Genomic DNA, 20,316 nt, shown 5'->3' with positions numbered 1-20,316 from the left:
GACGAAATTAACGGAACAAAGGCTTATCGGCTACCGGGATCAGTAACTGTGATTGCCACTGTGCCAGCGTCAGACGCGCCAGCTCACCCAGCGCCTGGTAGAACGGATGGTCGGCTTTTTCGATAAACACATTAAGGAAGCGCGATGACCATGGGAACAGATGCCAGGCCAGCAGTTGCTCGCACTCGGTGTGGCGTTCGTTCTCGGCAAGCCAGGCCGTCAGCAACAGCAGCGAACCAAAGTGATCTTCTGGCTCATTTTGCTGCATGGCAAACTGGATGCCGTTGTCCCGCATCCACTGGCGTAATGCCAGCGTGGAGTCGCCAAACAACACGTTTTCACGATCCAGCCAGACGGATCCCCATGGCGGAGAAGGGAGCGCATAAGGCCCAACAAACAGACGTTGCCAGGCCTGCGGGAGAGACTCATCGGCATCAGCCTGAAACTGATCGACTAACGGCGAAAGCGTTGTCTTTTCAAGCGGCCACTGCGACTGCCAGCCATCGGTTCTTAATGCACTGACCAGTGCCGAAGCTTCCGCACTGTCTGGGGCATAATAAAACAGCGCGCCGAGCACACGCGCTGCAGTAGAAAAGTTGTCTCGTTGTGAAAAATGGGTCATGCAAACAATCCTGAACAGTGCGGGTTGCCCCGCACCCGAAAGTTAACCTGCAACAGCCATTCCGACTGTCATATGTAAACCGTAAAACAATCCGCGGCCAATGATTTCACCGACAAGCACCAGAATTAACCCGAGCGCCAACCCGCCAACGGACGGTCGTTTGCGACGGATCAACGGACATATCCAGCAACCCAGACCCGCAGCCAACAGCAGGACTCGCCAGACCTGTAAACTGCCGTAGTCGGGAACCAGCGCGCTGGCGGATTGTACCGAACTGTGGATCTCGCCGAGTGACAGTCCCTGCAGCACAATAACGGCCACCGTAACCAGCAGAGCCAATACGCTGATACCGGCGAATCTGACGACGTTAAAAGAAACACCTGCAGCACGCAGCAGCAGAGCGGCAAATAGCGGTCCACTGAGCAGCATCGTCATGAAAAACGCCAGTGTAGTATAGCCGTTATACCAGGTTGGGACGGTGTCTATCTGGTAGACGTTGGTCATCGCAAAGACAAATACCAGGCCCAGCAACATGCTCAATAGCATCCAGATTTTACCTAACGCTGCGGGCATTTTACCGAGAAACGCCACCAGCCACCACAAGCCCCCGACGGCGAAAAACAGTGAACCACCGGCGATTTCGTTACTCAGCGCCGATGCGCCAATTCTGTTCAGTGAGTTAAACGCGCGCAGCGGCGAACCTAAATGCATGACCGAGGCGAGAAAGGCGATGCCCATCACCAGCCAGAGAAAAAACATACTGCGAACGAAACGTCGTTTTACCTGCCCATCCTTAGCGGTCAGCCAGCCGTAACCACTTACGATCAGCGCCCCGGCTACGCACTGTCCCAGCACCGTGAACAGTACCAGCGGCCATTCATGCCATCCATTTCCCATTTTACACCTCTTTTGGATTAGCCAGAAAACCCGTGGTATCCCCGGTCGGGCGGCAATTGGCGTTTGGTTTGATCACAATACTCGGTTTGGTGAAGTGCGCACCCGGTAGCGGGGCGACGGCAGCCAGTTCACCATGTTTTTTGCGCAGTTCGTCGATGGGGCCAAAATCCAGCGCACGCAGCGGACAGGACTCGACGCAGATGGGCTTTTTGCCGTCTGCCGCGCGTTCATGGCAGCCATCACACTTGGTCATATGTCCTTTCGCAGCATTGTACTGTGGCGCACCGTACGGGCAGGCCATATGACAGTAGCGACAGCCAATGCACACGTCTTCATCGACCACCACAAAACCATCCTCACGCTTATGCATCGCACCACTTGGACAAACCTTGGTGCAGGCCGGATCCTCGCAGTGGTTACATGAGATGGAGAGATAGTAGGCAAAAACGTTCTGGTGCCAGACGCCGTTGTCTTCCTGCCAGTCACCACCTGCGTATTCGTAAATCCGCCGGAAACTGACGTCAGGAGTGAGGTCTTTGTAGTCTTTGCAGGCCAGCTCGCAGGTTTTGCACCCGGTGCAACGACTGGAATCAATAAAAAATCCATACTGAGTTGTCATGGGTTAGTCCTTAAACCTTCTCGATCTCGACCAGATTAGTATGCTGTGGGTTGCCTTTTGCCAGCGGTGAAGGGCGCTGTGTTGTCAGCGTATTGACGCAGGCGCCATGGTCAATCTTGTCGCCGGCCATATCTGCATCGTGCCATGCACCCTGGCCCATTGCGCTGACGCCAGGCAGGATCCGTGGCGTCACTTTGGCCGGAATACGTACTTCCCCGCGATCGTTAAAGACCCGCACCATATCGCCATTTGCAATACCACGCTTTTGGGCATCGACGGGATTGATCCACACTTCCTGACGACAGGACGCCTGCAGAACATCGATATTGCCGTAGCTGGAGTGCGTACGGGATTTGTAATGAAAGCCAAACAACTGCAGCGGAAATGCGCTGCGTTTGGGATCGTCCCACCCTTCAAACGTGGAGGCGTAGACGGGAAGCGGGCTAATTACTTCATCCTTCTGCAACTCCCAGGTGTTGGCAATTTTCGCCAGTCGGCTGGAGTAAATTTCAATCTTTCCAGACGGTGTTTTGAGTGGATTGGCCTGCGGATCGTCGCGGAATTTTTTATAAGCGACAAAATGCCCGTTAGGATCTTTGCGTTTATAGATCCCCATTTTTTTCAGCTCGTCATAAGAAGGGAGCGCGGGGTCCTTGGCCAGCATTTTTGCATACAGATACTGGAGCCACTGTTCCTGAGTACGGCCTTCCGTAAACCGTTGATAGATATCATTGCCAAGGCGTTTGGCGACTTCGCTCATTATCCAGTAGATCGGTTTGCGTTCGAACTTCGGTGACGTCGCGGGTTGAATAAAAATGAGGTATCCCATGTTGCCTGCATAGTCGTTAGGAATGATGTCTTCCTGTTCGACGGTCATTAGGTCCGGCAGCGGCATGCGTTCAATCGTGATGGTGTAGGTTGATTCTCGTGCACCGCTATTGCCGCCGTTGATGCCAACGTTGCCGGTCAGGATTGGCAGCATCGCGATCGCGCGCGAAGTCAGTTCGCCGTTAGCCTGACGTTGTGGACCCCAACCCTGACAAATATACACCGGTTTTGTACTACCGATTTCCCGTGCCAGTTTAATGATGCGCTCGGCCGGGATCCCTGTGACATGCGAGGCCCATTGGGGCGTTTTAGCGACACCGTCATCGCCATTGCCAAGTATATAGGCCTTGTAATGTCCGTTAGCGGGGGCGTCAGCGGGTAGGGTTTTCTCGTCATAACCGACGCAATATGTGTCGAGGAACGCCTGGTCGACCAGATCTTCGTTAATCAGGACCCAGGCGATTCCCGCCACCAGTGCGGCATCGGTTCCCGGACGAATAGGGATCCACTCATCTTCACGACCCGCAGCGGTATCGGTATAACGCGGGTCGATGACGATCATGCGGGCGTTAGAACGCTCCCGGGCCTGCTCAAGGAAGTATGTTATGCCACCGCCGCTCATGCGCGTTTCGGCAGGGTTATTGCCGAACATCACCACCAGCTTCGTGTTTTCAATGTCGGAGGTACTGTTGCCGTCATTTGAGCCGTAGGTGTAAGGCATTGCCGCCGCGATTTGTGCGGTACTGTATGTGCCGTAATGGCTCAGGAATCCGCCATAGCAGTTCATCAATCGAGCGACCAGCGAGGCATAAGGGGAGGATCGAGTAATATTGCCGCCGACAATGCCAGAGGTGTAGTTGATATACACGGCCTCATTACCGTATTTCTGTACGGTATTTTTTAAACTGGTGCTGATGGTATCCAGCGCTTCCTGCCAGGTTATGCGTTCGAATTTGCCCTCACCGCGTTTGCCCACGCGCTTCATAGGATAATTGAGGCGGTCCGGATGATTGATCCGTCGACGGATTGAGCGTCCACGCAAACAAGCACGCACCTGGTGCTGACCATAAATATCGTCTCCGGTCGTATCAGACTCCACCCATACGACCTCGTCATCTTTGACGTGGAGTTGCAGGGCACAACGACTGCCGCAGTTCACGGAACAAGCGCCCCAAACCACTTTCTCTTCAGCCGGTTGCATTGCCTGTTGTACCGCAGCAGCTGCGGTGCGCATCCCAAAAGGTAACGATAACCCGCCAGCGGCAAGCGCCAACGAACCTATAGCCGAGGATTTCACTAACATCCTGCGGCTAATGCCTCCATATTGCTCAGTATCAGACATAACTCACTCCATTATAGTTATCGCTATATATTAATCTCTACAGCGAAATTAATAGCATGCTAATAATAGAGTGAGTTTACCCATTTATGAGTATGGCATCTTAATGCATATCAAACTGGAGTAACCCTCCGCGTACGGAGGGTATGATTTATTGCGGTTCCGCGACGTGCCCGTCCTGTGCAGGCGAGCTGTTGGCAGGGGCGTTTCCACTGTTAGTCCGGGTGTAGAGAATTTTGTGCGTATCGTTTGCACAATGTCCTACCACCAGTGAATCAGGTTGATCGGCCTGATCGTTGGGGACAATGTTCAGCGTAAAGCTGGACTCTGCGACGCCATTATTGATGATGCGCTGCTCGATATCGCTTTTCACGCGTTCACATGACGCAGGTGCCGCCAGAACCTGTGGGGATGCAACTGCCAGTAAGATCGCGGCAATTCCTGTTACGTATTTCATCATCAGCTCCTTTATGATCGACATAGACTAAGATTAGCATTTCTGGTGTAAATAACTGTATTTGCTAATATGATTGAGAATTATCTTCTTATCCCGGTGAAAAATGTGAAGAAACAGACCCTGTTAGGTTTCCTGTGTGTCGTGCTGGTTGGGTGTGATAACGCCAAAGGGCTGGTTTCCTTTACGCCGGAAATGGCCAGTTTTTCCAATGAATTTGATTTCGATCCGCTGCGCGGGCCGGTGAAAGATTTCAGTCAGACGCTGCTCAACGACAAAGGTGAGGTCACTAAGCGCGTTGCTGGTACCCTGTCACAGGAAGGGTGTTTCGATACACTTGAACTGCACGATATCGAAAACAATACCGGTATGGCGCTGGTCCTGGATGCTAACTACTATCGGGATGCCGAAACGCTGGAAAAAAAGATCCGCTTACAAGGTAAATGCCAGCTAGCGGAACTGCCTGCTGCCGGTGTGGTGTGGGATACCGACGATAACGGCTTTGTCGTTTCCGCCACGGGGAAAGAGATGAAGGTGCAGTATCGATATGATGCCGAAGGCTACCCGCTGGGCAAAACAACCGTCAGTAAGGACAGCACTTTGCAGGTTGATGCTAAACCGTCGGTTGACCCATTGAAGAAGTTAGATTACACCGCGGTGAGCATGCTCAACAATCATCCGTTAGGCAATGTCAAACAAACGTGCAAATACGATGAATACGCAAATCCGATCAACTGCCAGCTTGTTATCGTTGATGAGAGCGTGAAGCCGGCAGTTGAACATCATTACTCGATTGAAAACACGATCGACTACTACTAGTCGTGTTTACTGAGCGGTAGGCGGCAGCAGATTAGGGCCTGCCGTTTTGTGCTCTGCCAGATACTGCTGCTGGAAGATACACATACGAATCGTGTTGCGGTATTGACCGTTGATAAAGAACTCATGGATCAGCTCGCCTTCCACCATAAAACCGAGTTTACGGTAGATGTGGATAGCCTTTTCGTTCTCTTTATCGACGATCAGATACAGCTTATAGAGGTTGAGCACGGTAAAGCCATAGTCCATTGCCAGCTTTGCTGCCCGTGAGGCCAGACCCTTCCCCTGATATTCCGGCGAAATAATAATCTGGAACTCGGCCCGGCGGTGTACATGGTTAATTTCAACCAATTCCACCAGCCCGGCTTTTTCACCGTCGCACTCCACCACGAAGCGGCGTTCGCTTTGGTCGTGGATGTGTTTGTCATACAGGTCTGACAGCTCAACAAACGCTTCGTAAGGCTCTTCGAACCAGTAGCGCATTACGCTGGCATTATTATCAAGCTGATGGACGAATCGTAAATCTTCACGCTCCAGCGGGCGCAACTTAACACTGAGGGCGCTAGTCATATCGTATCCTTTCAATATCCTTCAAAGTGCAATGATTATGGGGCAACGGTGCGGCCAGTACGGCGGTCGAGGCAGCGCAGGGTGTTAGGTTCCCAGTACGCATTAATATTAGCGCTCTGCTCGCACTTATCACGGCTATCAAAGGCCGTATCGGCTTTGTCCCACTCTTTCTCTGCACGTTTATTGACTTTCTGGCGAAGCTGACGCGTATCGTTCCATTGTTCCTTTTCCATTGCGGCTTGTTGACGACTTTGCGCACTATCTCCGGATTCAATGACCAGTTTACTGGTTTCAGCAAATGCGGAAGAGGTGTACACAGCCGCAGCCAGCGTCAGCATAGCCGTCAGGCACAGGCGTTTGGTCAGTGTAATTTTCATGGTGAATTCCTTTTATGGGAAAGGGTAAAAACGATAAAACAGGGTTAAATTCTACACTATTCCAGTTTGCGGGCATACCCACCCGGTGGATATGGATACGCTAACGAGATTCTGTCGTATCATGGTTAAACCGAAGGTAACTGAATAACATCAATGCTTAAGACCACATTTCTTTTTTTCATCACCGCGTTATGCGAAATTATTGGCTGCTTTTTACCCTGGCTTTGGCTTAAGCGAGGAGCTACAGCCTGGTTGCTGATACCCGCCGGGGTGTCACTGGCTTTATTCGTCTGGTTGCTGACACTGCATCCGGCAGCCAGCGGGCGTGTATACGCAGCCTATGGCGGTGTTTACGTGGTGACCGCGCTGCTATGGCTACGTATTGTCGATGGTGTAAAACTCAGTTTATATGACTGGTCTGGCGCGCTGGTGGCGTTGTGCGGCATGCTGATCATTGTGGCTGGATGGGGGCGCGCATAGCGCCTTTTTTGTGATCAAACAGCGTTTTTTTGATCTTTATACTTGTATGGTAGTAGCTCAGTTGAGTAAATTTCCTGCATCACAAGAACAGATGTAGGGAATAAGAAATGAAGATTGTTGGGGCTGAAGTGTTTGTCACCTGTCCTGGGCGTAATTTTGTAACGTTGAAAATTACGACAGAAGATGGGATCACCGGGCTGGGAGATGCCACGTTAAATGGACGCGAGCTGTCCGTGGCGTCCTATCTGAAAGATCACGTGTGTCCGCAGCTTATTGGTCGCGATGCGCATCGTATTGAGGACATCTGGCAGTTTTTTTACAAAGGCGCGTACTGGCGTCGTGGGCCGGTCACCATGTCGGCGATTTCCGCCGTGGATATGGCTCTCTGGGACATCAAAGCGAAAGCGGCGAATATGCCGTTGTACCAGTTGCTCGGCGGTGCTTCTCGTGAAGGGGTTATGGTCTACTGCCACACCACAGGCCATACCGTTGATGATGTACTCGAAGATTATGCGCGTCATAAAGAGATGGGCTTTAAAGCGATTCGCGTGCAGTGCGGCGTGCCAGGCATGAAAACCACTTACGGTATGTCTAAGGGCAAAGGACTGGCCTACGAACCCGCCACCAAAGGGCAATGGCCGGAAGAACAGTTGTGGTCAACGGAGAAATACCTGGATTTCACGCCAAAACTGTTTGCCGCCGTGCGTGACAAGTTTGGTTTCAACGAACATCTTTTACACGATATGCACCACCGTCTGACGCCAATTGAAGCGGCCCGTTTCGGCAAAAGCATTGAACAGTACCGTTTGTTCTGGATGGAAGATCCAACACCAGCTGAAAACCAGGAGTGCTTCCGCCTGATCCGCCAGCATACCGTCACGCCGATTGCGGTAGGGGAAGTGTTCAACAGCATCTGGGACTGTAAACAGCTTATTGAAGAACAACTGATCGACTATATCCGCACCACCATCACCCATGCGGGTGGTATCACCGGTATGCGCCGGATTGCTGATTTCGCGTCGCTGTATCAGGTTCGTACCGGTTCACATGGACCTTCCGATCTGTCGCCTGTGTGCATGGCCGCCGCGCTGCATTTTGATCTGTGGGTGCCGAACTTCGGCGTACAGGAATATATGGGCTATTCCGAGCAAATGCTGGAAGTGTTCCCACATAACTGGACCTTTGATAACGGCTATATGCATCCAGGAGACAAACCTGGTCTTGGGATCGAGTTTGACGAAAAACTGGCGGCGAAATATCCGTATGACCCTGCATATCTGCCCGTTGCTCGCCTGGAAGATGGCACGCTGTGGAACTGGTAAGGAGTGATTTGCTATGAAAAGTATCGTGATTGAAAAACCGAATACGCTGGTTATCGCCGAACGACCGGTGCCAGAACCCTTAGCAGGTGAGGTGAGGGTAAAAGTGAAACTGGCGGGGATTTGTGGTTCCGACAGTCATATTTATCGCGGTCATAATCCATTTGCACAATACCCGCGCGTGATTGGCCATGAGTTTTATGGCGTGATCGAGGCGGTAGGTGACGGTGTTGACCATTCGAGAATAGGTGAACGGGTGTCCGTTGATCCGGTCATCAGCTGCGGACATTGTTATCCCTGTTCAATTGGTAAACCTAACGTTTGTACATCGCTGGTGGTGCTGGGCGTGCATCGCGATGGCGGTTTCAGCGAGTACGCTGTTGTGCCAGCGAAAAATGCCTGGACGATCCCCGATACAGTGCCTGATGAGCATGCCGTTATGGTGGAACCTTTCACTATCGCCGCAAACGTGACCGGGCAAATTAAACCAACAGAAAACGATATTGCGCTAATTTATGGCGCAGGGCCTATGGGATTGACCACTGTACAGGCGCTTAAGCGTGTCTATAAGGTCAAAACTGTAGTGATTGCTGACAGAATCGATGAGCGCCTGGCCATGGCGAAGCAGTGCGGTGCAGACTGGGCAATCAATAATAGTCAGCACTCGTTGCAAGAGTTCCTTGCGGAAAACGGACTAAAACCGACCATTATCGTGGATGCAGCTTGCCATCCATCCATTTTACAGGAGGCAATCACGCTGGCATCGCCGGCCGCGCGAATTGTTCTGATGGGCTTCTCCAGCGATCCTTGTCAGATTATTCAACAAGGCATTACCGGGAAAGAACTGTCCATTTATTCCTCAAGATTAAATGCGAACAAATTCCCGATTGTGATTGATTGGTTGGTCAACGGACTTATCGATCCTAATCAACTTATTACTCACACTTTTGACTATCACCACGTTACCGACGCAATTGAATTGTTTGAGAAAGATCAGCAGCACTGCTGCAAAGTCTTACTTACATTCAGTGAATAATATAAATAACTGCGAGTAAGTGGTACGCATCTTACCTCTTAGAGATAGCCAATATGAATCAAGAAAAACACGAAAGATCCACGAAAGATCTGGTTAGAGCTGCCGTATCCGGATGGTTGGGTACTGCGCTCGAATTTATGGATTTTCAGTTATATTCTTTGGGTGCCGCACTGGTATTCCATGAAATATTTTTCCCGGAACAGTCTGCCGCCATGGCGCTTATTTTAGCGATGGGTACATACGGTGCAGGATATATTGCTCGTATTGTTGGGGCATTTATATTTGGCAAAATGGGAGACAGCATCGGCCGTAAAAAAGTACTGTTTATTACCATTACGATGATGGGAATTTGTACGACCTTAATTGGCGTGCTGCCAACATATGCACAAATTGGTATCTTTGCGCCTGTGCTGCTGGTGACGCTGCGTATCGTGCAAGGGCTTGGTGCGGGGGCTGAAATTTCGGGTGCGGGCACGATGCTTGCCGAGTACGCGCCAAAAGGTAAACGTGGCATTATTTCCTCACTTGTTGCCATGGGGACCAACTGTGGAACCCTTAGCGCAACGGCCATCTGGGCGGTGATGTTCTTTGCGCTCGACCGTGAGGAGTTATTAGCCTGGGGTTGGCGCATTCCGTTCCTGGCGAGTGTCGTGGTGATGATCTTTGCCATCTGGTTGCGTATGAATCTCAAAGAAAGCCCGGTATTTGAGAAAGTGAATGATGAAGAAAACGCTCCGGCATTAAATAATTCGTCAGAAAATACGCTGGGGGCGATGTTTACCAGTAAATCTTTCTGGCTGGCAACCGGCCTACGTTTTGGACAGGCGGGTAATTCAGGATTAATCCAAACCTTCCTTGCCGGTTATTTAGTGCAGACGCTGTTATTTGATAAATCTATACCCACTGATGCCTTAATGATCAGTTCGGTGTTGGGCTTTATTACAATACCGTTGCTTGGCTGGTTGTCTGATAAGTTTGGTCGTCGTTTGCCTTATATTATCCTGAATATTTCGGCAATTATTTTGGCTTACCCGATGCTGTCAATTGTAGTGGATAAAACGTATAGCCCGGGTGTCATCATGACGGCACTGATTGTTATTCATAATTTTGCTGTATTGGGGTTATTTGCTCTCGAAAATATTACCATGGCGGAAATGTTCGGTGCGCGTAACCGGTTTACGCGAATGGCGATTTCAAAAGAAGCAGGCGGGTTGGTTGCTGTTGGTTTTGGTCCGGTTCTGGCGGGTATTTTCTGCAACATGACTAATTCCTGGTGGCCAATTCTGGTGATGGTCATCGCTTACTCACTGATTGGTTTGATTTCCGCGTTGCTGATGCCAGAAGTGAAAGATCGCGACCTGAGCGTACTTGAGGATGCTGCCGAGGTGAATAAAGCCGCGAAGGTTCGTTGCTCGGTGACTCAGACAAGCTGATACCAGACAGTAGCATGGGCGGATGTACTCGTACGCTGCCCATGCTATTACACAGCTTTACATGATGTCATACCAATCCAAAAAAGCTTAATGCAAATCAAAACATACAACCATACAGGCGTTACTCTGGAACAGTCCTGATTTCATTTATAAGTAGGCCATACCATGCAAAACAAGCTTTTAGCGGCAAAGGCTGCACTTCCTGACTACGATCGTACAAAACTGGTTCCGCGTATTGTTCATCTGGGGTTTGGCGCGTTTCACCGCGCACATCAGGGTGTTTACGCTGACATTCTGGCCGCCGATCACGGCAGTGACTGGGGCTACTGCGAAGTGAACCTGATTGGCGGCGAGCAGCAGATTTTCGATCTGAAACAGCAAGATAATCTGTATACCGTTGCAGAGATGTCTGCTGATGCCTGGACTGCGAGAGTCGTGGGCGTGGTGAAAAATGCATTGCATGCGCAGGTTGATGGTCTGGAAAGCGTACTGGCAGCGATGTGTGAACCGCAGGTTGCGATCGTTTCCCTGACCATCACCGAGAAAGGATACTGCCATTCTCCGGCGACCGGCCAACTGATGTTAGACAACCCGATGATTGCAGCCGATCTGCAAAACCCTAAACAACCAAAAACTGCGCCGGGCGTGGTGGTTGAAGCCCTGGCGCGTCGCAAAGCTGCGGGTTTAGTCGCCTTTACCGTGATGTCCTGCGATAACATGCCAGAAAACGGTCATGTGATGCGCAATGTTGTCACTGCATATGCCCGAGCGGTGGATATGGAACTGGCCGCGTGGATTGAACAACATGTTACATTCCCATCAACAATGGTTGACCGCATTGTCCCGGCGGTTACGCAGGAGACACTAGACAAAATTGAACATATCACCGGTGTACGCGACCCGGCAGGCGTGGCATGCGAACCGTTCCGCCAGTGGGTAATTGAAGATAACTTTGTTGCCGGCCGTCCTGAATGGGAAAAGGCCGGGGCGGAACTGGTGGCTGATGTCATTCCGTTTGAAGAGATGAAACTGCGTATGCTCAACGGCAGCCACTCTTTCCTTGCGTATCTTGGATATCTGGCGGGATATCAACACATTAACGATTGCATGGGCGATGAAAACTATCGTCTTGCTGCACGTGCGCTGATGTTGCAGGAACAAGCACCTACGCTGAAAGTAAAAGGTGTTGACCTACAGCGTTACGCCGATCTGTTAATTGAACGCTACAGCAATCCGGCGCTGCGTCATCGTACCTGGCAGATCGCCATGGACGGTAGCCAAAAACTGCCGCAGCGTATGCTTGATCCCATTCGTTGGCACATTGTGCACGGTAGTGACTTTGCGCTGCTGGCACTGGGTGTCGCTGGTTGGATGCGTTACGTCGGTGGTGTGGATGAACAGGGCCAGGCGATTGAAATTAGCGATCCACTGTTGCCGGTGATCCAGAATGCAGTGCGTAGCAGTAACGAGGGCGAAGAGCGCGTTCAGGCGCTGCTGGCAATCGATGCTATTTTTGGTCACGAACTGCCACAGGTTGAACTGTTCAACCGTCAGGTCACACAAGCGTATCTTACTTTACTGGCTGAAGGGGCGAAGGCGACGGTTGCGAAGTATGCAGCAAAACTGAAATAACGAAGATTATGCTCTATGTCGCCATCTGGCTTGCAACGGCCAGATGGCGCTGTGTTTTCTGGCATTCACACCAATTAGTTCATGCCTAAACGAATCAGCTCGAGGGGGGCGTATTTGCCTTCACATCCTTCGATTTCCACTGTTTTCCCGCGGCGAATCTGCTCAGCGGTCAGGCCATCGGTATCTATCGCTGTAATGCGGCCTGTGAGTCCGGTGTCGCTGATCATGACGCGGCTGCCAGTGGTGATTGCGTTACGGTTACGATCGTATGTTTTCATGGTGTTTTCTCCTTTCCAACTTACCGTCAAAGCCCGTGGGCTTTTAGTCCCACGTAACGGGCGCAATATAAATACGCTTCTCGTTAATGATTTTTTTTGTTTTCGATCAAAATCACAGCTTTTTTTATGCAGTTATGCGGGAGAGGGGAAAACGCAGGAGAAACTCACCCCGGAGTGAGGTGAGCGTAGTGTTAATCTTCGCTGAACCAGTCGCTATTTTCCTGACGAATAAGCTGAACGGACTCACCAATTTCCTGAAGATGGAGCATCATTGCGCGCTCGACCGCATCGCCATCATGCTTCTCAAGGGCGGCAAAGATATCGTGATGCTGGCGTAGCAGCATTTCAGGCGGGGAAATATGATCCAGGCTCATATAACGAACGCGGTCAATTGTAGCCTTTATATTCTCAACGGTATCCCAGGCGAGTTGGCACTCGGCGATTAAAGCCAGTTTCTGATGAAACTCATCATCAAGCTGGAAGAAATCATTAATCTGTTTTCGGTCAATTGCGATGCGCTGCTGATGCAAATTCTGTTCAAGCTGATAGCACTGTTGATCGTTGATCAGCGATGCGGCACGGCGTACCACGGCACATTCAATTGCCTGGCGAACAAAACAGCCGTTTTGCACCTGCGACAGCGAAATTTTATTCACGTAGCTGCCACGCTGCGGGCGGATCTGAATCAGACCGTTCTCGGCCAGTTTGATGAATGCTTCTCGTACCGGCTGGCGTGACACATTAAAACGTACGGAAACCTCTTTCTCCGACAGCGGTGTACCGGGTGCAATCAGACAATGCACGATATCACGGCGAAGAATACGGTAAATCTGTTGATTTACTGGCTGTGTAGGGTTGAGCTGCGTTTCTACGGTCATTCATTCTTACTTTTTAGAGAGTTAACCCGGATATTTTATCACTTCTTTCAGGCTATCTATACCCGGCGCAAGGCCGGGCAGAGAAATTAGCTCCGGTGGATACTCAGCCCGGCAAAAGACTGTGTGACAGGCATCATTTCAAGGGTGTTGATATTGACATGAGCCGGTAAAGAAGCCACCCACCATACCGCTTCTGTAACATCTTGCGGAGTCAGCGCCGTGGTATTTTCGTAGGCTTTTTCAGCTTTGGCGTCATCACCTTTAAAACGGACATTAGAGAACTCCGTACCGCCAACCAGACCCGGCTCGATGTCGGTAACGCGAATTGCAGTGCCGTGTAAATCAGTACGTAAATTCAAGCTAAACTGGCGAACAAACGCTTTGGTCGCACCGTAGACGTTACCGCCAGCGTATGGCCAACTGCCCGCGGTAGAACCGATATTGATAATATGACCGCGGTTGCGTTCAACCATGCCTGGCAGAACGGCACGGGTCATATAAACCAGCCCTTTGTTGTTGGTGTCGATCATATTCTCCCAGTCTTCAATGCTGGCCTTGTGAGCAGGTTCAAGGCCCAGCGCCAGACCCGCGTTGTTGACCAGAACATCAATACTGCGCCATTCAGCAGGAAGGGCGTCCAGCATCTCTTCAATCGATGCACGATTACGTACGTCCAGCTGCGCGGTATAGAGGCGGTCACCCAATTCCTCTTTCAGTTCCTGCAGGCGCTCCTGGCGGCGTCCGGTGGCAATAACTTTATGCCCATTCTCAATAAAACGACGCGTAATACACTCACCAAAACCTGCGGTTGCTCCGGTTACTAAAACGATCATCTCACTGTTCCTCAACGCTTTTTATGTAGTACTACCATAGCACGTCATTTCCGTTCAGAGCTATTCCTGCGTAACGCGATTGCGGTTGATTCCTGGGAAGTCTACTCTGGTAAACAAATCGTTTTCAGGAGTGAAAGATGTCGTTAACGAATCCTTTTTTACGTCACAGCACGTTGCCGTACCAGGCACCGCAGTTTGATCAGATAGAGGTGCAGCACTATCGCCCAGCGTTCGATGAAGGCGTGCGGCAAAAACGTGCAGAGATCGAGGCGATTGTGCAAAACCCGCAGGCCCCTGATTTTGCCAATACGTTGCTGGCGCTTGAACAAAGCGGCACGCTGCTCACACGTGTAACCAGCGTTTTCTTCGCGATGACGGCGGCACACACCAACGATGAACTACAGCGCCTTGACGAAGAATTTTCCGCTGAACTGGCGAGCCTTGCCAATGATATTTATCTCAATGGCGCGCTTTTTTCGCGCGTTGAAGCGGTCTGGCAACAGCGAGGTTCGCTGGGGCTGGATAACGAATCATTACGCTTGCTGGAGGTCATCCACCAGCGTTTTGTATTAGCCGGCGCGCGTCTGAATGAGGTCGATAAAGCGAACCTTAAAGCGCTCAATACAGAGTCCGCCACGTTGACCAGCCAGTTTAATCAACGGCTGCTGGCGGCGAACAAGTCCGGTGCTCTGGTGGTGGATGATGCACATTACCTGGACGGACTTAGCGCAGAGGAAATTGCTGTTGCCGCCGAAGCTGCAAAGGAGAAAGGGCTTGAAGCGCGTTGGGTTATCCCGCTCTTGAATACGACTCAGCAACCGGCGCTTGCGGCGTTACGCGATCGCCAGACCCGTGAGAATCTGTTCAACCGCGCATGGACGAGAGCAGAAAACAATGACGCTAACGATACTCGGGCGATTATTCAGCGACTGGTCGAGATCCGGATGCAGCAGGCGAAACTACTCGGTTTTGCCAATTACGCTGCATGGAAAATTGCCGATCAGATGGCAAAAACACCGGAAGTGGCACTGAATTTCATGCGGGCTATTGTTCCTGCTGCGCGAGCCAGGGCATTGGATGAACAGGCCGAAATCCAGAATGTTATCAATAACGAACAGGGGAAATTTAACGTCGAGGCCTGGGACTGGGCATTTTATGCCGAGCAGGTTCGTCGTGAGAAATATGCTCTTGATGAGGCGCAGCTCAAACCTTACTTTGCCCTTGATACGGTGCTGAACGAGGGCGTTTTCTGGACAGCTAATCAACTCTTTGGCATAAAATTTATAGAACGGTTCGACATTCCTGTTTATCACCCGGATGTTCGGGTATGGGAAATATTCGATCAAGATGGCGTAGGGCTGGCGTTATTTTACGGCGATTTCTTTGCCCGGGAATCGAAAAGCGGTGGTGCCTGGATGGGCAATTTTGTTGAGCAATCGCAACTCAATGAAACCCGGCCGGTTATTTACAACGTGTGTAATTATCAAAAACCGGCAAAGGGTCAGCCTGCATTGTTATTGTGGGATGATGTTATTACGTTATTTCATGAGTTTGGGCACACGTTGCACGGCCTGTTCGCCACTCAGCGTTATGCCACGCTTTCAGGGACCAACACTCCGCGTGATTTTGTTGAATTTCCTTCGCAGATCAACGAACACTGGGCGAGTCATCCGCAGGTCTTTGCTCATTTTGCTCGTCATGTTGATACCGGGGAGCAAATGCCGCAGGCGTTGCAGGATAAGATGCAGCGGGCCAGCCTGTTCAACAAAGGTTACGACATGACCGAACTGCTCAGTGCCGCATTGTTGGATATGCGTTGGCACAGTCTGGAAAAGAGCGCGTTATCTCTTTCGGTCGATCAATTTGAACAGCAGGCGCTGGCAGCTGAAGGTTTGGATCTCAAGGCCGTGCCGCCTCGTTATCGCAGCAGCTATTTTGCCCATATCTTCGGCGGCGGCTATGCCGCAGGGTATTACGCCTATTTATGGACGCAAATGCTGGCCGATGACGGCTATCAGTGGTTTGTAGAGCAGGGCGGATTAACTCGTGAAAACGGGCAAAAGTTCCGTGAAGCTATTTTGTCCCGCGGTAACAGTACTGATTTAACTGAACTTTACCGCCTGTGGAGTGGGCGCGATCCCCGAATGGAGCCGATGCTGGAGCATCGAGGTTTGAGCGTCTAAGAGATTATTAGCCAGAATATTGAGCCGGGCGTGATGCCCGGTTTTTTATTATTTTAAAAGATGGCAATTTTTATGGTTTTATATGAAAGCTGACAATAATAGTTATCAACAAATGATGATGAAATATATTCAGGAATGCTGGTTTAATAATGATGATGCCTTTGAATGTTTGATAAGATTAGCGTTCATGTACGGGCAGGTTTCTCAGGTAATTGTTAATGAAAATAGGGGTTCTAATAGCTGTGCTTGTTATGTCCGGATGTGCAGATAGTACAATTGTGCAATCCAGCGTCACTCCGTTTACGCCACATGTTTCACGCTCAAATGCTGAAATCATCGTACGGTATAAAGAAGCGCGTGAATCCGGGTTTTCCCATGGTTCTGCGTATCAATATGCCAGAGGCGACAAAACCTACACATCCGATCAATTAGAGGTGATTGGGCTTAATGAAATGCTGAATGAACCGTTATTGGTTTGACCGCTTTAGTGACAACGCTATGCCACAACAGATGGTATAGCGTAATATCCTGTTAATTATGATTTATTAATTACTATTAAAAAATTTACATAAATTTTCTTTTTTATCGTTAAGATAATTCCATCAGAAACGCTCGAACAGGGAGGGAGAACGTGATGATGAGAAATACGAAGGAAATAGATGCAATTTTGATTGAGTTGAACAAGTCCATTGATGCCCACTACAAATGGTTAGTGACAATGTTCCGCTGCGTGGTGTCTTCAGATGTTACACAGCCGGATATTATGGGTGAAAACTCGCATTTTGTTTGTCGATTTGGACAGTGGCTTAATAATCAATCACGGTACAATGAGGATGATTGTAGTTACGTAAGCAAGATAAGCGCCACCCACGAAAAGATGCATTTATCAGGCAAGAAATTGCTAATGGCTATCGTGGAGAATCGTAGCCATTCATGGCATTTCGACAGCTTCCAGGATGCGCTGCTGGCATTTACCTCATCTGTAATGGACTACAAAATATATTTATTGAGTATCCGCAGTAATATCGACGCATTAACAGGTTTACCTGGCAGAAGAATGCTTGATGAGTCTTTTGATCGGCAGTTGCTCGACGCCGAACCGCTTAATCTTTATATATTGTTGTTAGATATTGATCGTTTTAAATACGTTAACGATACCTACGGCCATTTGGTTGGTGACGTGGTATTGCGGGCTCTGGCATCAAATTTATTGTCATGGACGCGATATGATGAGGCGGCGTACCGCTACGGTGGAGAAGAGTTCATTATCATCATCAGAACAAAAACGGACGAGCAGGCATGCCAGGCGGGTTTGCGACTTTGTCGTCTGATTGGTCAGAAAAAAATTCCCTACACTGAGGGAGAGATCGGTATCACGGTGACGGCAGGCATAACCCGGGTTCAACAGGGTGAAACGCTGGATACCGCGCTTGGTCGGGCCGACAGGGCGATGTATCAGGGGAAACAGACCGGCAGGAATCGCTGCATGTTTATAGATGAAAATGAGCAAATTGCGTTGGTGGACACCAATGACGGAACCTCGTATCCCCTCAGTGCGTGAGTTTTCGAAAAACGCTTTGAGGTAGTTGCGTTTCGTTTAACTTTCATTGGGGTTGTCGGTGATAGGTTAGCTGACTATCCGTTATCTTCGCAGGGAATTGCCAGATAGCGTATAAAAGCAAAACACAAATCTATCCATGCAAGCATTTACCGCTGGTTTATCCGGCGGTTTTTTTTATCTGTAAATCAGGAAAAAGGCACAGCGAGTGCGATTCAGGTAAAAAAATGGCCCCTTGTGCAGTTACGCTAGCAAGGGGCCGGGTCGGTGCAGGACTATCTCCGTTCATCAATCATCCCATCTGTGGCTAAAATACGCGGCCAAGAAACCGGAAAATAAAATAATTCCCAGAACAGCCATAAAAATATTCATATTACCCAGCATAGTAAATGCTCCTTTATCTGTGAGTTTCCTCTCTTACCTTAAGTTCACCTCGCTTATGACTATAGTAGCAATTCAATCTTAAACAAAGGCTGAACTGTGTGATTATTTCGACTGAAAAGTAAATTTTTGACATGATCACGTCGAATAAAATAAATAATAGTGACGAGACACATTTATCTGCGCACAAATAACCCTGTTTTTAAACCCTGAGACGCTGTTATGACGGTGTGCTGCTGATACAGATTGTTGCACGTTTATAATGCAGAGTTGTCTCATGGTGGTTCAATTTTTCGTGTGATTAATCCTTTTTGCGGGAAAATGTAATACTGATCTATGTGCGCGAGATGCTAATTTGTTGATTTTATATGAGGTTTTAATATCTGGCATCGTTTTTGCCTTATCACTTCTGAACACCCTTAATTTGCACCGTTTTGTCTGCCCGGCTGCACCGGAGCTTTCAGCAAGTCTAATTTCAGGAGTGAAACTATGCAGCGTCGTACATTTTTAAAAGCTTTTGCACTTTCTGCCTCTGTTGTCGCAATGGGCGTGAGTTTTAGCGTTCAGGCAGCCGACACCATTAAGGTTGGCATTATGCATTCGTTATCCGGCACGATGGCCATATCCGAAACGCCGCTAAAAGATGTGGCGTTGATGACCATCGATGAAATAAATGCTCAGGGCGGTGTGTTGGGTAAAAAGCTGGAACCGGTGGTGGTTGACCCGGCCTCGAACTGGCCGTTATTTGCTGAAAAAGCAAGACAACTGCTGAGTCAGGACAAGGTGGCGGCAGTTTTCGGCTGCTGGACATCGGTGTCGCGTAAATCGGTTCTACCGGTATTTGAAGAGTTAAACGGTCTGCTGTTTTACCCGGTGCAATACGAAGGTGAGGAGATGTCGCCTAACGTCTTCTATACCGGCGCAGCTCCCAATCAGCAGGCGATCCCTGCGGTTGAGTATCTGATGAGTGAGGACGGCGGTAGCGCGAAACGCTTCTTCCTGCTGGGCACGGATTATGTTTATCCGCGCACGACCAACAAAATTTTACGCGCCTTTTTGCACTCAAAAGGGGTCGCCGATAAAGACATCGAAGAGGTGTACACCCCATTCGGACACAGCGATTACCAGACCATTGTCGCCAGTATTAAAAAATTCGCCGCAGGGGGAAAAACGGCGGTGGTATCAACCATCAATGGGGATTCTAACGTACCGTTCTATAAAGAGTTAGCGAATCAGGGGCTGAAAGCCACCGATGTGCCGGTGGTGGCTTTTTCCGTGGGTGAGGAGGAGCTACGCGGTATTGATACCAAACCGCTGGTGGGCAACCTTGCCGCCTGGAACTACTTTGAGTCCGTCGATAATGCGGCCAACAAAAAGTTTGTCGCTGATTACCGGGCGTATGCCAAAGCGCACAAATTACCGAATGCTGATTCGGTGGTGACGAACGACCCAATGGAAGCCACATATGTTGGCCTGCATATGTGGGCGCAGGCGGTAGAAAAAGCCGGAACCACCGATGTGGATAAAGTTCGTGCTGCTATGGCCGGGCAATCCTTCGCTGCGCCATCAGGTTTTACCCTGACCATGGATGCGACCAACCATCACCTGCATAAACCCGTCATGATTGGCGAGATTGAAGGCAACGGCCAGTTTAACGTGGTGTGGCAAACCGACGAGCCAGTCCGCGCCCAGCCGTGGAGTCCGTACATCGCTGGTAATGATAAAAAATCTGAACAGCCTGTGAAAACCGCCAGCAACTGATCTAACGCCCTCCTGCGGGAGG

At 50.0% G+C, this 20,316-nt stretch carries 21 protein-coding genes; 10 read left to right on the top strand and 11 right to left on the bottom strand.

Features of this window, described 5'->3' with window-relative positions; genetic code table 11:
- Nucleotides 1-7 precede the first annotated feature (7 nt).
- The 5 genes from dmsD to OGY33_RS08085 all read right to left on the bottom strand — a co-directional run bounded on the left by dmsD (nucleotide 8) and on the right by OGY33_RS08085 (nucleotide 4,765).
- Nucleotides 8-622, bottom strand: coding sequence for a Tat proofreading chaperone DmsD (gene dmsD / locus OGY33_RS08105; RefSeq protein WP_048226540.1), 615 nt, complete (start codon nucleotides 620-622; stop codon nucleotides 8-10).
- A gap of 42 nt (nucleotides 623-664) precedes the next feature.
- Complete coding sequence (locus OGY33_RS08100) at nucleotides 665-1,519, bottom strand: dimethyl sulfoxide reductase anchor subunit family protein (protein WP_191238519.1); 855 nt, start codon at nucleotides 1,517-1,519, stop codon at nucleotides 665-667.
- Between the two features lies 1 nt (nucleotide 1,520).
- Entirely contained in the window at nucleotides 1,521-2,138 is a 618-nt protein-coding gene (locus OGY33_RS08095) for a DMSO/selenate family reductase complex B subunit (RefSeq protein WP_003832893.1), read from the bottom strand.
- Nucleotides 2,139-2,148: 10 nt separating this feature from the next.
- Nucleotides 2,149-4,308 carry a molybdopterin-dependent oxidoreductase gene (locus OGY33_RS08090; protein ID WP_191238518.1) on the bottom strand — a complete coding sequence of 720 codons (2,160 nt, stop codon included), beginning with the start codon at nucleotides 4,306-4,308 and terminating at the stop codon, nucleotides 2,149-2,151.
- A gap of 148 nt (nucleotides 4,309-4,456) precedes the next feature.
- The gene (locus OGY33_RS08085) at nucleotides 4,457-4,765 is read right to left on the bottom strand and encodes a DUF1161 domain-containing protein (RefSeq protein WP_008784729.1); all 309 of its coding nucleotides are present in this window, start codon (nucleotides 4,763-4,765) and stop codon (nucleotides 4,457-4,459) included.
- 102 nt (nucleotides 4,766-4,867) lie between these two features.
- Here OGY33_RS08085 and OGY33_RS08080 point away from each other — a divergent pair, with 102 nt between their 5' ends.
- Entirely contained in the window at nucleotides 4,868-5,578 is a 711-nt protein-coding gene (locus tag OGY33_RS08080; protein ID WP_081365290.1) for a YnfC family lipoprotein, read from the top strand.
- Nucleotides 5,579-5,584: 6 nt separating this feature from the next.
- On the opposite strand, the gene speG is transcribed toward OGY33_RS08080, so the two are convergent.
- Both speG and OGY33_RS08070 read right to left on the bottom strand, forming a co-directional pair.
- Entirely contained in the window at nucleotides 5,585-6,145 is a 561-nt protein-coding gene (gene speG / locus OGY33_RS08075; RefSeq protein WP_008784731.1) for a spermidine N1-acetyltransferase, read from the bottom strand.
- Between the two features lie 35 nt (nucleotides 6,146-6,180).
- Nucleotides 6,181-6,522 (bottom strand): DUF1283 family protein, encoded by a 342-nt coding sequence (locus tag OGY33_RS08070; RefSeq protein ID WP_003032382.1) that lies wholly within the window; start codon nucleotides 6,520-6,522, stop codon nucleotides 6,181-6,183.
- 153 nt (nucleotides 6,523-6,675) lie between these two features.
- Between OGY33_RS08070 and OGY33_RS08065 the strand changes: the two genes are divergently transcribed.
- The 5 genes from OGY33_RS08065 to OGY33_RS08045 all read left to right on the top strand — a co-directional run bounded on the left by OGY33_RS08065 (nucleotide 6,676) and on the right by OGY33_RS08045 (nucleotide 12,422).
- Complete coding sequence (locus tag OGY33_RS08065; protein WP_008784733.1) at nucleotides 6,676-7,002, top strand: YnfA family protein; 327 nt, start codon at nucleotides 6,676-6,678, stop codon at nucleotides 7,000-7,002.
- A 107-nt stretch (nucleotides 7,003-7,109) separates the two neighbouring features.
- Complete coding sequence (gene rspA / locus OGY33_RS08060; RefSeq protein WP_003832907.1) at nucleotides 7,110-8,324, top strand: starvation-sensing protein RspA; 1,215 nt, start codon at nucleotides 7,110-7,112, stop codon at nucleotides 8,322-8,324.
- A 13-nt stretch (nucleotides 8,325-8,337) separates the two neighbouring features.
- Entirely contained in the window at nucleotides 8,338-9,357 is a 1,020-nt protein-coding gene (locus OGY33_RS08055; protein ID WP_048214216.1) for a Zn-dependent oxidoreductase, read from the top strand.
- 53 nt (nucleotides 9,358-9,410) lie between these two features.
- Nucleotides 9,411-10,790 carry an MFS transporter gene (locus OGY33_RS08050; protein ID WP_111465661.1) on the top strand — a complete coding sequence of 460 codons (1,380 nt, stop codon included), beginning with the start codon at nucleotides 9,411-9,413 and terminating at the stop codon, nucleotides 10,788-10,790.
- 165 nt (nucleotides 10,791-10,955) lie between these two features.
- Complete coding sequence (locus OGY33_RS08045) at nucleotides 10,956-12,422, top strand: mannitol dehydrogenase family protein (protein WP_191238517.1); 1,467 nt, start codon at nucleotides 10,956-10,958, stop codon at nucleotides 12,420-12,422.
- A gap of 74 nt (nucleotides 12,423-12,496) precedes the next feature.
- Here OGY33_RS08045 and ydfZ read toward each other — a convergent pair whose 3' ends face one another.
- The 3 genes from ydfZ to ydfG form a co-directional block, all read right to left on the bottom strand.
- Entirely contained in the window at nucleotides 12,497-12,700 is a 204-nt protein-coding gene (ydfZ, locus tag OGY33_RS08040) for a putative selenium delivery protein YdfZ (RefSeq protein WP_003032393.1), read from the bottom strand.
- Nucleotides 12,701-12,891: 191 nt separating this feature from the next.
- Nucleotides 12,892-13,578 (bottom strand): GntR family transcriptional regulator, encoded by a 687-nt coding sequence (locus tag OGY33_RS08035; RefSeq protein WP_003032396.1) that lies wholly within the window; start codon nucleotides 13,576-13,578, stop codon nucleotides 12,892-12,894.
- Nucleotides 13,579-13,664: 86 nt separating this feature from the next.
- Nucleotides 13,665-14,411, bottom strand: a complete 747-nt coding sequence (ydfG, locus tag OGY33_RS08030) for a bifunctional NADP-dependent 3-hydroxy acid dehydrogenase/3-hydroxypropionate dehydrogenase YdfG (protein WP_048214214.1) — start codon at nucleotides 14,409-14,411, stop codon at nucleotides 13,665-13,667.
- Nucleotides 14,412-14,548: 137 nt separating this feature from the next.
- On the opposite strand from ydfG, the gene dcp reads away from it, so the two are divergent.
- The 3 genes from dcp to OGY33_RS08015 all read left to right on the top strand — a co-directional run bounded on the left by dcp (nucleotide 14,549) and on the right by OGY33_RS08015 (nucleotide 18,155).
- Nucleotides 14,549-16,594 carry a peptidyl-dipeptidase Dcp gene (gene dcp, locus OGY33_RS08025; protein WP_191238516.1) on the top strand — a complete coding sequence of 682 codons (2,046 nt, stop codon included), beginning with the start codon at nucleotides 14,549-14,551 and terminating at the stop codon, nucleotides 16,592-16,594.
- Nucleotides 16,595-16,812: 218 nt separating this feature from the next.
- Entirely contained in the window at nucleotides 16,813-17,073 is a 261-nt protein-coding gene (locus tag OGY33_RS08020) for a hypothetical protein (protein WP_191238515.1), read from the top strand.
- A 155-nt stretch (nucleotides 17,074-17,228) separates the two neighbouring features.
- Nucleotides 17,229-18,155, top strand: a complete 927-nt coding sequence (locus OGY33_RS08015; protein WP_191238514.1) for a diguanylate cyclase — start codon at nucleotides 17,229-17,231, stop codon at nucleotides 18,153-18,155.
- Between the two features lie 285 nt (nucleotides 18,156-18,440).
- On the opposite strand, the gene mgtS is transcribed toward OGY33_RS08015, so the two are convergent.
- On the bottom strand, nucleotides 18,441-18,536 hold the full coding sequence (mgtS, locus tag OGY33_RS08010) for a protein MgtS (protein ID WP_003032406.1): 96 nt from the start codon (nucleotides 18,534-18,536) through the stop codon (nucleotides 18,441-18,443).
- Nucleotides 18,537-19,022: 486 nt separating this feature from the next.
- Here mgtS and urtA point away from each other — a divergent pair, with 486 nt between their 5' ends.
- Entirely contained in the window at nucleotides 19,023-20,294 is a 1,272-nt protein-coding gene (gene urtA / locus OGY33_RS08005) for an urea ABC transporter substrate-binding protein (RefSeq protein ID WP_003832925.1), read from the top strand.
- The last annotated feature ends 22 nt before the right edge of the window (nucleotides 20,295-20,316 follow it).

It is taken from the genome of Citrobacter sp. Cpo032, from assembly GCF_030332975.1.
GTDB classification, from domain to species: Bacteria; Pseudomonadota; Gammaproteobacteria; order Enterobacterales; family Enterobacteriaceae; genus Citrobacter; species Citrobacter portucalensis.
Note: the sequence above shows the minus strand (reverse complement) of the source record. Positions and strands in the feature narration are given on the sequence as shown.

Coding starts and splice junctions, on each gene's coding strand:
- dmsD (WP_048226540.1), bottom strand. CDS start 622: ATGACCCATTTTTCACAACGAGACAACTTTTCTACTGCAGCGCGTGTG.
- OGY33_RS08100 (WP_191238519.1), bottom strand. CDS start 1,519: ATGGGAAATGGATGGCATGAATGGCCGCTGGTACTGTTCACGGTGCTG.
- OGY33_RS08095 (WP_003832893.1), bottom strand. CDS start 2,138: ATGACAACTCAGTATGGATTTTTTATTGATTCCAGTCGTTGCACCGGG.
- OGY33_RS08090 (WP_191238518.1), bottom strand. CDS start 4,308: ATGTCTGATACTGAGCAATATGGAGGCATTAGCCGCAGGATGTTAGTG.
- OGY33_RS08085 (WP_008784729.1), bottom strand. CDS start 4,765: ATGATGAAATACGTAACAGGAATTGCCGCGATCTTACTGGCAGTTGCA.
- speG (WP_008784731.1), bottom strand. CDS start 6,145: ATGACTAGCGCCCTCAGTGTTAAGTTGCGCCCGCTGGAGCGTGAAGAT.
- OGY33_RS08070 (WP_003032382.1), bottom strand. CDS start 6,522: ATGAAAATTACACTGACCAAACGCCTGTGCCTGACGGCTATGCTGACG.
- OGY33_RS08065 (WP_008784733.1), top strand. CDS start 6,676: ATGCTTAAGACCACATTTCTTTTTTTCATCACCGCGTTATGCGAAATT.
- rspA (WP_003832907.1), top strand. CDS start 7,110: ATGAAGATTGTTGGGGCTGAAGTGTTTGTCACCTGTCCTGGGCGTAAT.
- OGY33_RS08055 (WP_048214216.1), top strand. CDS start 8,338: ATGAAAAGTATCGTGATTGAAAAACCGAATACGCTGGTTATCGCCGAA.
- OGY33_RS08050 (WP_111465661.1), top strand. CDS start 9,411: ATGAATCAAGAAAAACACGAAAGATCCACGAAAGATCTGGTTAGAGCT.
- OGY33_RS08045 (WP_191238517.1), top strand. CDS start 10,956: ATGCAAAACAAGCTTTTAGCGGCAAAGGCTGCACTTCCTGACTACGAT.
- ydfZ (WP_003032393.1), bottom strand. CDS start 12,700: ATGAAAACATACGATCGTAACCGTAACGCAATCACCACTGGCAGCCGC.
- OGY33_RS08035 (WP_003032396.1), bottom strand. CDS start 13,578: ATGACCGTAGAAACGCAGCTCAACCCTACACAGCCAGTAAATCAACAG.
- ydfG (WP_048214214.1), bottom strand. CDS start 14,411: ATGATCGTTTTAGTAACCGGAGCAACCGCAGGTTTTGGTGAGTGTATT.
- dcp (WP_191238516.1), top strand. CDS start 14,549: ATGTCGTTAACGAATCCTTTTTTACGTCACAGCACGTTGCCGTACCAG.
- OGY33_RS08020 (WP_191238515.1), top strand. CDS start 16,813: ATGAAAATAGGGGTTCTAATAGCTGTGCTTGTTATGTCCGGATGTGCA.
- OGY33_RS08015 (WP_191238514.1), top strand. CDS start 17,229: ATGATGAGAAATACGAAGGAAATAGATGCAATTTTGATTGAGTTGAAC.
- mgtS (WP_003032406.1), bottom strand. CDS start 18,536: ATGCTGGGTAATATGAATATTTTTATGGCTGTTCTGGGAATTATTTTA.
- urtA (WP_003832925.1), top strand. CDS start 19,023: ATGCAGCGTCGTACATTTTTAAAAGCTTTTGCACTTTCTGCCTCTGTT.